Here is a 13,575-nt window from a genome sequence, read left to right as displayed (position 1 = left end):
CGCTTTCAGATGCGGATGCAGACGTTGACGGGTTCGGAGAAGAAATCCAGGGAGTACTCTCCCCCCTCCCTTCCGATCCCGGACGCCTTGACACCGCCGAACGGGGTGCGCAGATCGCGCAGGTTCCAGCAGTTCACCCAGACGATTCCCGTTTCGATCCGCGGCGCAACCCGGTGGGCCCTCGACAGGTCCCCCGTCCAGAGGGTGGCGGCCAGGCCGTAGGGACTGTCGTTGGCGAGTTCCAGTGCCTCGTCCTCGGTGTCGAACGGGGCGACGTGGCAGACGGGCCCGAAGATCTCCTCCCGCACCGTGCGGGCCGTCTCGGGCAGGCCGGTGAGGACGGTGGGCTCGACGTAGAAGCCGTTGTCGCGCTCGTCGCCGAACGCCGGCGTGCCGCCGCCCGCGACGACCGTGGCGCCCTCCCGCCTGGCGAGCCGGTAGTAGGACAGGACCTTGTCGCGGTGCTCGGCCGAGATCATCGGACCGTAGCCGCCGAGCGCCTTCGCGCGGGCCGCCAGTTCCCGGACGAACTCCTCGAAGACGGGCCGCTCGACGTAGACGCGTTCGGTGCACAGGCAGATCTGGCCGGAATGGGTGAAGGACGAGCGGACCGTCCCGTCCACTGCGGCGCCGAGGTCGGCGTCGGCGAAGACCAGCGCGGGGTTCTTGCCGCCCAGCTCGAACGAGACCGGCGTGACGTGGCCGGCGGCGTTGCGCATGATCGCGGCGCCGGTGGCGGACTCGCCGGTGAACGCGATCGCGTCCACGTCCCCGTGCCCGGTGAGGAACTCGCCCGCCGCGCCCGCGCCGTGCCCGTGCACCAGGTTGAACACGCCGCCGGGCAGGCCCGCCTCGTCGATGACCCGGGCGAGCAGCGTCGCGGTGGACGGCGTCTCCTCCGACGGCTTGAGGACGACCGTGTTGCCGCACGCGAGCGCGGGGGCGATCTTCCAGGTCGACAGCAGCAGCGGAAGGTTCCACGGCGAGATGACCGCCACCACGCCGAGCGGCCGGCGCACCGTGTAGTTGAGCGCCTCCCCGGTCCCCGAACTCCACCCCGGGACCCGCGTCGTGTAGGCGCGTTCGGGCCGGCCGTACAGCAGGTCGGCGTAGGCGCGGAAGTTCCCGGCCGCACGCGGGACGTCGACGGTCTCGGCGAACTCCCGGGGCCTGCCGGTGTCGGCGACCTCGGCGTCGACGAACTCCTCGAAGCGGGCCTCGATCCCGTCCGCGACGCGCCGCAGCGCGGCGGCCCGCTCCTCGGCGCCCATCGCGCCCCAGCCGCCCTTCAGCGCGGCCCGTGCCGCCGCCACGGCATCGTCCACGACCTCCCGCGTGGCCTCGGGAACGGTGCCCAGCTCGGTACCGTCCACGGGCGCGACGAGCGGGAAGGCCGGACCGTCCGAACGGAAGACCCCGGCGACGTAGTGCTCGGCCTTCATCTGTTCCTCCCGCGCGGCTCGACGTCTTCGATCCTCTGCCCCGCGAGCTATGCCTGGCAAATACCAATCATCCAGTGAGCTATCACGAAATCGTGATAGTAAGGCGGCATGCGCGCGATCGACCTCCTCAACGGGCGGCTGAAGCTCCGGCACCTGGTGCTCGTCGTCGCCATCGCCGACCACGGCAGCGTCCTGCGCGCCGCCGAGCACCTGCACCTGGCACAGCCCGCCGTCACCCGCAGCCTGCGCGAAGTGGAGGCCATCCTCGGCGTCGACCTGTTCACGCGCGGCCCGCGCGGCGTGACGCCCACCATGTTCGGGGACGCGTTCATCGAGCACGCCCGCGCCGCCCTGGCCGAGCTCCGCCGCGCCGGGGAACGCATCACCGGCCTGGCGGACGGCGAGGTCGGCACCGTCACGATCGGCACGCTCCTCGCGGGCTCGAACGTGCTGCTGCCCCGCGCGATCGCCGCGCTGAAGAGGGACCGTCCGGGCATCACGGTGATCGTCCAGGAGGCCACGTTCGACGCGCAGGTGCCCCGGTTGCTGGACGGCGAGATCGACCTGATCCTCGGCCGCCTCAACCCGATCGACGACCTGCGCGGCCTCCGCCAGATCACCCTGTACGGCGAACCCGTCCGGCTGGTGGCCCGCAACGGCCACCCGGCCCGCGCCCTCCCCGACCTCGGCCTGGCCGACCTGCTCGCCTACCCGTGGGTGCTCCCCCTGGAGCGGACCGCACTGCGCACCGAACTGGTGCAGCTCTTCCGCGCCGAGGGCCTCGCCCTCCCCGGGAACCTGGTGGAGTGCACCTCGGTGCTGACCGTCCGCACCCTCGTCCGCGACACCGACATGATCGCCGCGCTCCCCGAACTCGTCGCCCGCACCGACGCCGGCATAGCGCCCCTGCCGGTCCCGCTGGAGGCCGTCCGCCGCCAGGTGGGCGTGACGCTCCCCGCGCACCGCGCCCCGACCCCGTCCGCCCGGCTGATGCTCGACCACCTGCGCCGCGAGGCCGCCGAACTCACCGGCTGATCAGATCCATCAGCGCCGCGCTCACCCGCGACCCCGGATCGGCCAGGTCGAGCACGACAGCGAAGTGGTCCCGCCCCGGCACGATCATCAGCTCGCCACCCCACCGCGGCTGGAACATGCGCGACTGCGCCAGGAACCCGTCCCCGTCGCTCTCCCCGGCCACGAAGACGGCCGGGCACCGATACCCGGCCGGCAGCAACGCCGGGCTCAGCGCCGCGGCCCGCTCCAGGTCCAGCCGCACGTACTCGTTGACGTAGATGCGGGTGACGGGCCGGATGTCGAAGAGCCCGCTGAACGGCATCGCGGCCTTGACGACGTCCTCCGGAAGCCCGAGCGGCTCCTGCCACCCGCCGACCATGGTCATGCCGGCCAGATGCCCGCCCGCCGAACTGCCGCCCACCACGATCCGCTCCGGGTCGAGCCCGAACTCGCGCCCCCGCCGGTACACCCACGCCACGGCCGCCCGGACCTGCCGGACGATCTCCTCCAGCGACGCCTTGGGCGCCAGCGTGTAGTCGGGGACGACGGTCGCGACACCCCGCTCATGCAGGGCCCGCGCCATGAACGAGGAGACGTCCCGCGAGAGCGCCATCCAGTACCCGCCGTGCAGGAAGACGAACACCGGCCGCGGCCCGTCCCCCACCCCCCACACGTCGAGCCGCTCCCCGCCGGCCTCGTCGTAGACGATCCCCGGATGCCCGGGCAGCCCCTCCACGGCCCGCTCCGACATCTCCCGGTACCGCGCCATGTGCCGCGCGAAGAGCTCCTCTCCGGCCTTCCGCCGCACGTTGTAGGCGGTGTCCAGTTCCTCGTCGCTCAGCTCGCTGCCCGGCCAGTCGCCCAGATCGCTCACTCCCCCCACCCTTCCCCGCCCCCGGCCCCCGATCAAATACCGATCCGCCCCCCACCTATCACCACCCCGCTATGCGTCCCGCCTACGGGCGCGCCCCCGGGACGAGGGCGGCGAGGTCGGCGGCGTGGTCCGCCAGGTAGGCGGCGAGGAGTCCGGGGATCAGGTTGATCGACGCCAGGTCGGCGGGCGCGCAGGGGACGAGGTCGACGTCGTAGCGTCCGTTGGCGGGGTCGTCGAACTCCGGGCCGTGGCGGCGGGACAGGTCCATGGTGAGCAGGCGGCACACGTAGAAGGTGTTGAGACGGCACAGTTCGGGTGACTGCTCCGCGCACGCGAAAACCTGGCGGACGGGGCCCGCGGTCGCGCCGAGCTCCTCGTCCAGTTCGCGGCGCAGTGCGGCTTCGGGGGACGCGTCGGCGGGTTCGATCTTGCCGCCCGGTGTCGTCCAGTAGACGGGCCGGTCAGGGCGGGTGCGGCGGAACAGGACCAGGGCGTCACCGTCCAGGAGGAGGGCACGGACGGCGCGGCGGACCCTCACGCGTTCAGGCGGGCCGCCGCCGCGGGGACACGCCGGCGTCCAGCGGCGTGGCGGGCCCTTCGATCATGAGCCGCACGGCAGGGTCCGTTCCGGGCATCGTTTCTCCCCTCCGGCCGCCCTCGTCCCGCACCTGATGGTCAGGGCGGGTCGCGTCGGACCGTACCCCATCCGGGCCGCCCGGGACGGCCGAACCGCACGAGGCCGTCCCCCTGGCGGCCTCACCGCCGTTACGATCGCCACTGGCATGCTCTGTATCGGAACGGCGTGAAATGGATGATGTGGAGGTCCGGCACCTGCCGGGCGACCTGCCGCAGCTGTTCGACGACGGCGTCGGGGGCGACGACGCCGGGCGGACGCTGTCGGTGCCGCTGCCCGACGGGGATCTCGTCTGGCCCGACCCCGGCTACCCGCAGCGGCGCCCGCTGCTGCGGCCCGCGTTCTGGCTCAGCGACGACCCCGTCCGCGGAGACCTGTGGGCCGCGCTCCGCGCCGACCACCCCCGGTCGGGACTCTGGCCGCTGCTGATGGACGAGACCGACCAGCCCTGGGCGGCCGGCCAGATCGCGCCCGAGCCGGTGGGCGAGGTCGCCAACTACCATCCCCACGCGTTCATGTACGAGGTGTGGGCCGACTTCGCCGAGCAGGCGGCCGACGACGACCTCGACGACCTCGCCCCCTACGGCCGGCACTGCCCCGGCCCCGCGCCCGCCGGCCTCCCGCTGGACGATCCCGGCACGATGGCCGACCGCTACGCCCGCGTCCTCGCCGCGCGCGGCCTGCCGCTGGCTCTCGCCGCGGTGGACCGGGGCGCCGACGCGCTCGCCGCCGTCGGCTGGCAGGGCGCCCTCAACCACAACGAGTGGACGGCGCCGCTGTCGGCCGTCCTGCGCTCCTGGGAGGACCGGTTCGGCGCCCGCGTCGTCGCGCTCGGCTTCAACACGCTGGAGCTGAGCGTCGCCGCCCCGCCGGTCACGACCCGGCACGCCGTCCACGTCGCGGCCGAGCACTGGACGTTCTGCCCCGACATCCTGTTCCAGGGGCCCGGCACCCTCGCCGGGTACGCCGAGGAGATCCGCGGGAAGACCTACTGGTCGTTCTGGTGGGACTGACGCACGGCTGACGCTCGGCCGGCGCACCGGGCGTCTTGCGCCGCGCGAGGCGGACCCTGATTCCAGGTCGCGGCGCGCTCCCCTACGATGCGGCGGAGAACGGCGAGGGATCGGAGACGCATGCGGCGCAGCGGACGGGCGCTCTCCGGGGGCATCGCGGCGGCGATCGGCCTCACGCTGGCCGCCGACATCACCGCGATCGTCTCCGGCCGGGTGGGCGGAAGGCCGTCCAGGGCGGGGAACCTCGTGTCGGTGGACCGGGCCGCCGCGCCGGGGGCACCGGCCGTCGCGCCGCTGACCCGCCGCTACACGCCGCACCTGCTGGTCGCCGGGACGTCCCCGCTGCCGCCCGCCGCGGTCGAGCGGACGCGGCGGCTGAAGGGCGTCGCCGGTCTCACGGTCGTGGACGCCGCGCAGGCCAGGGTCGGCGGACGCCGCATGGGCCTGCTCGGCGTCGACCCGTCCACGTTCCGGGCGTTCGCCCCCGCGGCGACCGCCGAGTCCGACCGGCTGTGGCAGACGGTCGCGTCCGGCGGGCTGGCCGTCTCGTTCGAGCAGGGCCGGGGCGGGGCGCTGCCGCTCGGCGCGGTCGTCCCGGCGGGACGCAGCACCGGCCCCGGCAAGGTCCGCGTCGGCGCCTACGCCTCGATGGGCATCGGCGAGGTCGACGCGGTCGTGTCCCGCGCCCAGGCCCGCACGCTGGGCCTGCCGGCCGGGAACGGGCTCCTCATCAGCGCCCCGAAGGCCGACCACGGGAAGCTGGCGAAACGGCTGAAGAAGATCCTCCCGCGCGGGACGAAGGTGGCGGCGCTGACGCCGTCCCGGACCTCCGGCACGCCGGCGAAGGGCACGGGCCGCCCGCGGGTGACCGGGCGGCCGGACGGGGCGGCGGGCGACCGGTCCCCCATCACCGGCAACATGATGACGCCCACGATGCGGACCGTCCTGCTGGAGATCGCCGGCGTGTTCGGCCCGTTCCCCGTGATCGGCTGCCACCGCTCCACCGGCGACCCGCAGGACCACGGCGAAGGCCGCGCCTGCGACTTCATGGAGAGCACCGGCGGGCGGATGCCGAGCGCCGGCGCCCAGCGGCACGGCGACCAGGTCGCCCGGTACGCGGTCGCGAACGCGCGGCGGCTCGGGATCTCCTACGTCATCTGGAAGCAGCACATCTGGAACGTGCGGGGCGGCGGCTGGCGGCCGATGGAGGACCGCGGCGGCCTCACCCAGAACCACTACGACCACGTGCACATCTCGGTGCTGCGCTAGGCCGCCCGCCGGGACGCGGTCAGGGCAGCTCCTGCTCGCACCAGACGACCTTGCCGCCGGTGGCGCGGCGCACGCCCCAGCGTCGCGCGAGACGTCCCACGACGTGCAGGCCGCGTCCCGAGATGAGCGCCTCGTCCTCATCGTCGTGCATGCGGATGCGGGGACGCCCGTCCGAGGAGTCGAAGACCTCGCAGACCAGGCCGCCCTCCCGCACCAGCCGCAGCGTGACGCGCCCGCCCGCGTGCCGGATCGCGTTGGTGACCAGCTCGGACACCAGCAGCATCGTGGAGTGGGTCAGCTCGTCCAGGTCCCAGCGGGCGAGCCGGTCCCGGACGAGGCCGCGCGCCCGGCGGACGGCGGCGGGGTCGGCGGGCAGCTCCCAGGCGGCGTGATGGTCGGCCGGGATGCGCGCCAGCCGCGCCACCAGCATCGCGATGTCGTCGCGGTGCTGGTCGTCGTAGACGCCGTCGAGCGCCGCCTGGCACAGCTCCTCCAGCGGACGGGCGGCGGCGCCGGGGCCGAACGTGGCGAGCAGCCGGGCCAGCCCGTCGTCGATGTCGCGGGCCCGGTTCTCCACCAGCCCGTCGGTGTAGAGGAACAGCAGCGTCCCGTCCTCGACGGTGAACTCGCGGGTCACGATCGGGCCGTCGCCGCCGACGCCGAGCGGCGGCGCGGGCGGCACCGGCAGGTACTGCGGCTCCGCGCCGGGCGGGGCCAGCAGCGGCGGCAGGTGCCCGGCGCTCGCGACCTCGCACCGGCCGCTGACCGCGTCGTAGACGACGTAGGCGCAGGTGGCGAAGTGCGGTTCGCGTTCGCCGAGGGTCCGCATCAGCGAGTCGAGCCGTTCGAGGGCCTCGGCGGGCGGCAGCTCCAGCCCGGCGAGGGTGTGGATGGCGGTGCGGAGCCGCCCCATCGTGACGGCGGCCTTCACCCCGTGCCCGGCGACGTCCCCGACCACCAGCGCGACCCGGGCGCCCGGCAGCGCGATCGACTCGTACCAGTCGCCGCCGACCTCGATGCGGCGGCTGCCCGGCAGGTAGCGGTGGTGCACCTCGACCGGCGACGGCGCCGACAGGCCCGTCGGCAGCAGGCTGCGCTGCAGGGTGAGCGCGGTGGCGCGTTCCCTGGAGTACTGGCGGGCGCTCTCCACCAGGATCGACGCCCGGTTGGCGAACTCCATCCCGATCTCGACGTCGTAGGCGTCGAACGGCCGGTGCGCCGCGTTGCGGGTGCAGACGAAGAACCCGAGCACGCCCGCCGAGGACACGATCGGGAGTAACAGCATCGACGCGCCCTTGAGCAGCTCGGCGACCGGCGGGCGGCGCCAGGCGTCCGCGAGCTCGGCCGCGCCGCCGCCGCCGAGCGCGCGCAGCACCGGCTCGCCGGTCTCCAGGCACTGCATGTACGGCGTCTCCGGCGGGTAGACGAGCGACTCACCGGTGGGGAACGTCGCGTCCCAGGCCGGGTCCTCGTCGTCGAACCCGATCGCCATCCGGCGCAGCTGCGGCCCGTCCGGGCGCTCCGGCGGCTCGTCGGCGTCGATGTGGGCCTCCGCCAGCAGCAGCGCGCCCGAGTTGCAGAAGTGCGGGACGAGCACGTCCATCAGGCCGCGCGCCAGCAGTTCCAGGTCGAGGGTCGCGCCGATGCGCGGGAGGACGTCGTCCAGCAGTGCCCGGCGGATGACGGCCGGGTCGACGAACCGGTCGGCGAGCGGCACCGGCACCCGGATGACGGCGAGCGCCGCGAGGTCGGGCACGCCGCCGTTCATCGGGTGGACGGTCACGACCGCGTCGAGCGTCCCGCTCACCGGGCTCTCCACGGCGAGCATGGCGGTGCGCTCACGCCCGGCCTTCAGCGCCTCCAGCAGCGGGTCCCGCGCGCCGGGGATCACCTCGTCCAGGTAGGCGCCCAGCAGGTCGTCCGCATCCGAGGAGAGAACGGCGGCGGCATTGCGGTCGAACTGCAGAATTCTCCCCGACGAATCCATGCCGAGAATAAGAATCCGTGTGGACGACTCCATCGCTCGATTATGGGTCATCGCGCGGCACGATGCGGCCGATACGGGGGGCGAGTCCGGACCTCAGCGGTGCCCGTGGGCCTCGTCCAGGAACTGCCGCCAGGTCCGCTCCCCCACGGCGTGCTCCGGCGTCAGGTGGTGGCCTTCCCGGAACCCGCGGCCGGCCCGTCCGGGAAGCGGCAGCGGCACCCGGACGGGCCGCCGCAGGCCACGCGCCTTGAGGTAGTCGCGCAGCATCTCCTCCGCGGTGAGCACCTCCGGGCCGCCCATGTCGTCGACGCGCCGCGCGGGCCCGGCGGCGAGCGCCAGCCCGGCGAGCCGCTGCGCGACCTCGGCGACGTCGATCGGCTGGTCTCGCAGCCCCTTCGGCAGCAGCGCCACGCCGGGGATCTTGGTGAGGACGTTGAAGACCATGTCCGGCAGCGTGTGGAACTGGGTGGTCCGCAGGATCGTGTACGGCAGCCCGGACTCCTCGATGAGCCTTTCCACCGCGTGCTTCGTCCGGTAGTAGCCGAAGGGGATCTTGTCGACGCCCACGATCGAGATGTAGATCAGGTGCGGGGCGCCCTGCCGGCGCGCGGCCTCGATGAGGCGCCGGGCGGCGGGCAGGTCCCGCCGGGAGTGGAGCGGGTCGCTGGCGCAGTGCACGATCGTCTCCGCGCCCTCGACCGCCGCGTCGACGCCCTCACCGGTCCACAGGTCGCCCTTGTGCCAGGTGAGGCCGGGCTCCGGCTCCCTGGCGCGGCGGCTCAGCCCGTGCACGTCCGCGCCGGCCTCCGCCAGCAGCCGCGCTACGGGCCGCCCGAGCGTGCCGCCGGCCCCGGTCACGAGAATCATGTGTCCCTCTCCTTCGCCGATTTTCTCCTGCGTCAGGGGTTCCCGAAGACCTGCGGGGGCGGGACGGGGGCGACGATCTCCTCGCCGTCGTGCAGGGGCGCGGCGCCGGCGCAGAACGCGGCGAGGTCGCCGCCGTCCATGACGCGGGCCCGCACGATGCCGCCCGCGGCGCGGCGGGTCAGCTCGGCGACCGGCAGCGGCTCCTGCGACGCGGCCACGATCAGGTTGCCGAACCGGCGGCCCCGCAGCACGCCCGGGTCGCCCATCAGCAGGGTGTGCCGGAACACCGACCGGACGGTGGCGGCCATCCGGCGCGCGAACGGCAGCCGGAACCCGTCGGCGACGTTCACCAGGTAGACGCCGCGCGGCCGCAGCACCCGGGCGGCGTCCAGGACGAACTCGCGGGTCGCCAGCTCGGGCGGCATCGACGCCTCGGCGAACGCGTCCATCACGACGAGGTCGTCGGCGTCGTCGGGGAGCGCCGCGATGCCCGTGCGCCCGTCGGTGATGCGGATCCGCAGGCCCGCGACGCCCTTGACCGGCAGTTCCTCGCGGACGAGCCGCACCAGTTCCGCGTCCGGCTCCAGGACGATCTGCCGCGAGCCGGGCCGGGTCGCGGCGATGTAGCGGGCCAGCGTGCATCCGGCACCGCCGATGTGGACCGCGTCGAGCGCCGCACCGTCCGGGCCGATGGAGTCGACCACGTCGCCCATCAGCCGCATGTACTCGAAGTCGAGGTAGGTGGGGTCGGACAGGTCCACGTAGGACTGCGGCACGCCGCCGACGAGCAGCATCCAACCGCCGTCGCGGTCGGCGTCGCGCAGCAGCTCGGCCTCCCCGCCGGCGATCTCGTAGGTTCGCGGCCGGGGACCGTGCCTGCCCTTGCGTGCCATGCCACCACCCTACGGACTCCGCCGCCGGGGCTCCGCGCAACCGCCGGGTTCGCCGGTGGGCGCGGGCCCGGCCGCACAGCGGGCGGGCCGGGCCCGCCGGGCCTCCTAGCGGTCACTGGGTCTTCTGGTAGCTCCTGAGGGAGTACGTCGCCAGGGTCACCGTGGCCGCGGTCAGGACCAGGAGCCAGGAGCCGTGCAGGGCGGCCGGACTCCAGTCGGGGTCGCCGGACAGCACGGCCCGGGAGGCGTCCAGGGCCCAGCTCACCGGGTTGACGGCCGCGACGTGCCGGATCCAGGACGGCATCAGGTCTTTGGCCATGAACGCCGACGACAGGAACGTGAGCGGCAGCAGCAGCATCACGTTCAGGCCGATGATCGTGTTGCGGTCCCGGACGAGCAGCGCGAGCGTGTTCGACAGTGCGGCGAGGACGATGCCGATCAGCACCGAGGCCGCCACGAGCACCGCGAGCCCGGGGGCGCCGCCGGGGTAGTGCGCGCCAGCCGCCCAGCCCAGCACGATGATGACGAGGGACTGGAACGCCGTGCTGAGCGCCTGCTCGATGACGCCGGCGTTCGCGATCGCGCCGCGGCGCACCGGGGTGACGAGGAAGCGGTCGAGGGTGCCGCGTTCGATCTCGTCCATGGTCGCCATCCCGGCGAACGAGTTCAGCGACACCGCGTTCATGATCACGACGCCGGGGACGATGTAGTCCAGGTAGGACCGCACGCCGAACCCGGGAAGCTCGACGACCTTCTCGAACAGCTCGCCGAACAGGAACAGCCAGACCATCGGCTGCGCCAGCGTCAGGACGAGGACGACGGGGTTGCGCAGCAGCGCGGACAGCCGGCGGTGGGTCATCCACCAGGTTCCGGTCACCAGCGCGGTCATCGGGGCGGTCATCGGGCGCCTCCGGCGGTGGACGGCTCGTGCCGGGTGAAACGGCGTCCGGCGTAGCGGAGGTAGACATCGTCGAGGGACGGCCGCGCGACGGTCGCCGCGGCGGCCGGGACGCCCGCCTGGTCGAGCGCGGCGAGGACGGCGGGCACGGCGGAGGCGCCGTCGTCGGCGCGGGCGCTGAGGCGCGGCCCGTCCAGGACGATCTCGCGGACGCCGGGCAGCCGGCCCAGCGCATCGCGCACCGGCGGCTCCGGGGGCGGCTCCCGCCATTCGACGTGGACGGCGTCGCCGCGCAGTTCGCCCTTGAGCGCGTCGGGCGTGCCCTCCGCGACGACGCGCCCCCGGTCGACGATCGCCAGCCGCCGCGCGAGCCGGTCGGCCTCCTCCAGGTAGTGGGTGGTCAGCAGGATCGCGAGGGCCTCGTCCCCGGCGAGCCGGGCGATCTCCGCCCACAGGGCGGCGCGGGCCTCCGGGGCGAGCCCGGTGGTCGGCTCGTCCAGGAAGAGCACCTGCGGGCGGTGGACGAGGCCGAGGGCGACGTCGAGCCGCCGCCGCATCCCGCCGGAGTAGGTCTTCACCGGGCGCGAGGCCGCATCGTCCAGGTCGAACCGGGCGAGCAGTTCGGCCGTCCTGCGCCGCGTCCGCGTCCCGGACAGCCCGTACAGGCGGCCCTGCAGGATCAGGTTGTCCCGGCCGCTCGCCTCGGGGTCGGCGCCGGACTTCTGCGACACGACGCCGATGATGCGGCGGACCCGGTCGGGTCGGCGCAGCACGTCGTGCCCCGCCACCGCCGCGGTTCCGGCGTCCGGCCGGATCAGCGTGGTCAAGATCTTGACGGTGGTGGACTTGCCCGCCCCGTTGGGGCCGAGCACCCCGAGGATCTCGCCCTGGCCGACCGTGATGGACAGGCCGTCCAAGGCCCGGACGTCGCCGGGATAGGTCTTCACGAGGCCGTCGGCCTCGATGGCGTGCGCCATGGTCTCCTCCATTGCAGCGCAACACGCTCGACGGAGGGGTCCCGGATAGGCTGGGAGTGCGTGCTCGCCGCCAGGGCCCGGCTCCGTGCGAGGTCTGGGTGGTGGGTTCTCCGGCCCGGCGGCGGTGTTGCCGCACCGCCGCCGGGCCTCGCTTCGGCTACTCCTTCGAGGCTCCCCTCTCCGCCAGTTCGGCGATCTCGGGCGGGATCTCCCCGGTCTCGTGGAACGCCCGCCACAGGCCGAGGCCCGGCAGTGAGCCGTCCTCGATCTCGGCGAGGAATCCGCGGACCCACTCGGCCTCCGCGCGCCTGATCGCCAGGTCGTATTCGGCCTCGATCAGGAAGATGCGCGGCACCTCGGTCTCCGCCGCGAGAGCGGCCCGGTCCTCGGCGATCCGCCGCTCCATCGTGTCGAGGCGCCGGCGCAGCAGCTCGGCCGCCTCGTCCGGCCCCAGTGCGCCGAGGACGGACAGCCCGGCCTCGAACCGGGGAAACTCGCGCTCGGGCACCGCGATCAGTTCCCGGACCCAGTCGGCGAGTTCCGCCAGGCCGGCGTCCGTGATGCGGTAGACGGTGCGCTCGGGCCGCGCCCCTTCCCGGACGCTTCCCTCGACGGCCAGGAACCCGTGTTTCTCCAGGTTGCGCACCACGGTGTAGAGGGAGCCCCACTTGATGTCCATGTCGCGGTCCTTGCCGCGCGCGCGCATCAGCGCGGCCATCTCGTACGGGTGCATCGGCCTGGCGGAGACCGTGGACAGCACGGCGAGCCCGAGCAGATTGCTCACCTTGCGCCGCTTGGCCATCCCGCCCTCCTCGTACACGAGTACTCGTAAGCGAGTATAGGCGGGTGCGCTCCGGTCCGTCCAGCCCGGTCCAGGAGACGCGGGCGCGGGTAGGGACCGGGCGTGGACTTCTCCAGTGCGGCCGACGAGCTCTACGGCGTCCCGCCCGCACGATTCGTGGCGGCGCGGAACCGGCTGGCACGGGAGGCGAAGCGGGACGGCGACGCGCCCCTCGCCCGGCGGATCGGCGCGCTGCGGCGTCCGACACTGTCGGCGTGGGCGGTGAACCTCCTCAGCCGCTCCGCCGCCGGCGAACTGGAGCGGCTGCTGGAGGTGGGGGCCGGGATGCGCGCGGCGTGGGGTTCCGGCGGCGGCCTCCACGACCTGGAGCAGCGGCGCGCCCGGCTGGTCGCCTCGCTCGTGCGGACGGCCGGAGACCTCGCGGCCGACGCGGGCGCCCCCCTGCGCGAGCAGGCCGTCCGGGAGGTCGAGGACACCCTTCAGGCCGCCACGGTGGACGGGGGGATCGCCGAGGAGGTCCGCGAGGGACGGCTGGCGCAGCCCCGCAGCCACACGGGCTTCGTCCCGGCCGGGTTCCCCATGGCGCCCCCGGCCGGCAGGGAACGCGCCGAGCCGGAACCCGGGCCGAAGAGGCCGCCGGCCGAGGAGAAGAAGCCCGCACGGCCGAAGCCGCACACCGCGCGGACGAACGCGGCGCGGGCAAGGCGGGCGGAGACGCTGCGCAAGCGCGCGGAGGAGGCCGAGCGGAGGCTGGCCGAGCGGGCGGACCAGGCCGGCGCGGCGAAACGCGCGGCCGATGAGGCGTCCGCCGAGGTGGGCCGGCTCCGCCGCGAGCTGGACCGGGCCGTCGCCGAGCGGGACGCGGCGTCCCGGCGGGCGGCGCGCGCCGAGCAGCACCGGAACCG

The 13,575-nt window shown here is 74.2% G+C and carries 13 protein-coding genes; 4 read left to right on the top strand and 9 right to left on the bottom strand.

Features of this window, described 5'->3' with window-relative positions; all coding sequences use genetic code 11:
* Positions 1-5: 5 nt before the first annotated feature.
* Positions 6-1,442, bottom strand: coding sequence for a 2-hydroxymuconic semialdehyde dehydrogenase (locus tag AF1_RS04875; RefSeq protein WP_067793790.1), 1,437 nt, complete (start codon positions 1,440-1,442; stop codon positions 6-8).
* Positions 1,443-1,550: 108 nt separating this feature from the next.
* Here AF1_RS04875 and AF1_RS04870 point away from each other — a divergent pair, with 108 nt between their 5' ends.
* Positions 1,551-2,477 carry a LysR substrate-binding domain-containing protein gene (locus AF1_RS04870; RefSeq protein WP_067793789.1) on the top strand — a complete coding sequence of 309 codons (927 nt, stop codon included), beginning with the start codon at positions 1,551-1,553 and terminating at the stop codon, positions 2,475-2,477.
* Here the strand turns inward: AF1_RS04870 and AF1_RS04865 are convergent.
* Positions 2,467-3,330, bottom strand: a complete 864-nt coding sequence (locus tag AF1_RS04865; RefSeq protein WP_242608739.1) for an alpha/beta hydrolase — start codon at positions 3,328-3,330, stop codon at positions 2,467-2,469. The two genes, AF1_RS04870 and AF1_RS04865, sit on opposite strands and share 11 nt — an antisense overlap.
* Positions 3,331-3,412: 82 nt before the next feature.
* Positions 3,413-3,868 carry an NUDIX hydrolase gene (locus AF1_RS04860; protein ID WP_067793788.1) on the bottom strand — a complete coding sequence of 152 codons (456 nt, stop codon included), beginning with the start codon at positions 3,866-3,868 and terminating at the stop codon, positions 3,413-3,415.
* 269 nt (positions 3,869-4,137) lie between these two features.
* Between AF1_RS04860 and AF1_RS04855 the strand changes: the two genes are divergently transcribed.
* On the top strand, positions 4,138-4,977 hold the full coding sequence (locus tag AF1_RS04855; RefSeq protein ID WP_067793787.1) for a DUF4253 domain-containing protein: 840 nt from the start codon (positions 4,138-4,140) through the stop codon (positions 4,975-4,977).
* A gap of 120 nt (positions 4,978-5,097) precedes the next feature.
* Positions 5,098-6,246 (top strand): hypothetical protein, encoded by a 1,149-nt coding sequence (locus tag AF1_RS04850; protein ID WP_131732532.1) that lies wholly within the window; start codon positions 5,098-5,100, stop codon positions 6,244-6,246.
* A 19-nt stretch (positions 6,247-6,265) separates the two neighbouring features.
* On the opposite strand, the gene AF1_RS04845 is transcribed toward AF1_RS04850, so the two are convergent.
* The 6 genes from AF1_RS04845 to AF1_RS04820 form a co-directional block, all read right to left on the bottom strand.
* Entirely contained in the window at positions 6,266-8,266 is a 2,001-nt protein-coding gene (locus AF1_RS04845; RefSeq protein ID WP_067793785.1) for an ATP-binding SpoIIE family protein phosphatase, read from the bottom strand.
* 60 nt (positions 8,267-8,326) lie between these two features.
* Entirely contained in the window at positions 8,327-9,100 is a 774-nt protein-coding gene (locus AF1_RS04840) for an SDR family oxidoreductase (protein WP_067793784.1), read from the bottom strand.
* A gap of 32 nt (positions 9,101-9,132) precedes the next feature.
* A complete protein-coding gene (locus AF1_RS04835) occupies positions 9,133-9,993 on the bottom strand; it encodes a spermidine synthase (protein ID WP_067793783.1) in 861 nt (286 codons plus the stop codon).
* Positions 9,994-10,105: 112 nt separating this feature from the next.
* On the bottom strand, positions 10,106-10,894 hold the full coding sequence (locus AF1_RS04830; protein ID WP_207393999.1) for an ABC transporter permease: 789 nt from the start codon (positions 10,892-10,894) through the stop codon (positions 10,106-10,108).
* Positions 10,891-11,868 carry an ATP-binding cassette domain-containing protein gene (locus AF1_RS04825; protein WP_207394000.1) on the bottom strand — a complete coding sequence of 326 codons (978 nt, stop codon included), beginning with the start codon at positions 11,866-11,868 and terminating at the stop codon, positions 10,891-10,893. Before AF1_RS04825 ends, AF1_RS04830 begins: the two co-directional genes overlap by 4 nt.
* A 157-nt stretch (positions 11,869-12,025) precedes the next feature.
* Positions 12,026-12,670, bottom strand: a complete 645-nt coding sequence (locus AF1_RS04820) for a PadR family transcriptional regulator (RefSeq protein ID WP_067793781.1) — start codon at positions 12,668-12,670, stop codon at positions 12,026-12,028.
* A 102-nt stretch (positions 12,671-12,772) separates the two neighbouring features.
* On the opposite strand from AF1_RS04820, the gene AF1_RS04815 reads away from it, so the two are divergent.
* The coding region (locus AF1_RS04815) for a hypothetical protein (protein WP_067793780.1) at positions 12,773-13,575 on the top strand (803 nt) is incomplete at its 3' end.

This window comes from Actinomadura formosensis NBRC 14204 (assembly GCF_001552155.1).
Lineage (GTDB): Bacteria > Actinomycetota > Actinomycetes > Streptosporangiales > Streptosporangiaceae > Spirillospora > Spirillospora formosensis.
This window is presented reverse-complemented; position numbering and strand designations above follow the sequence as displayed.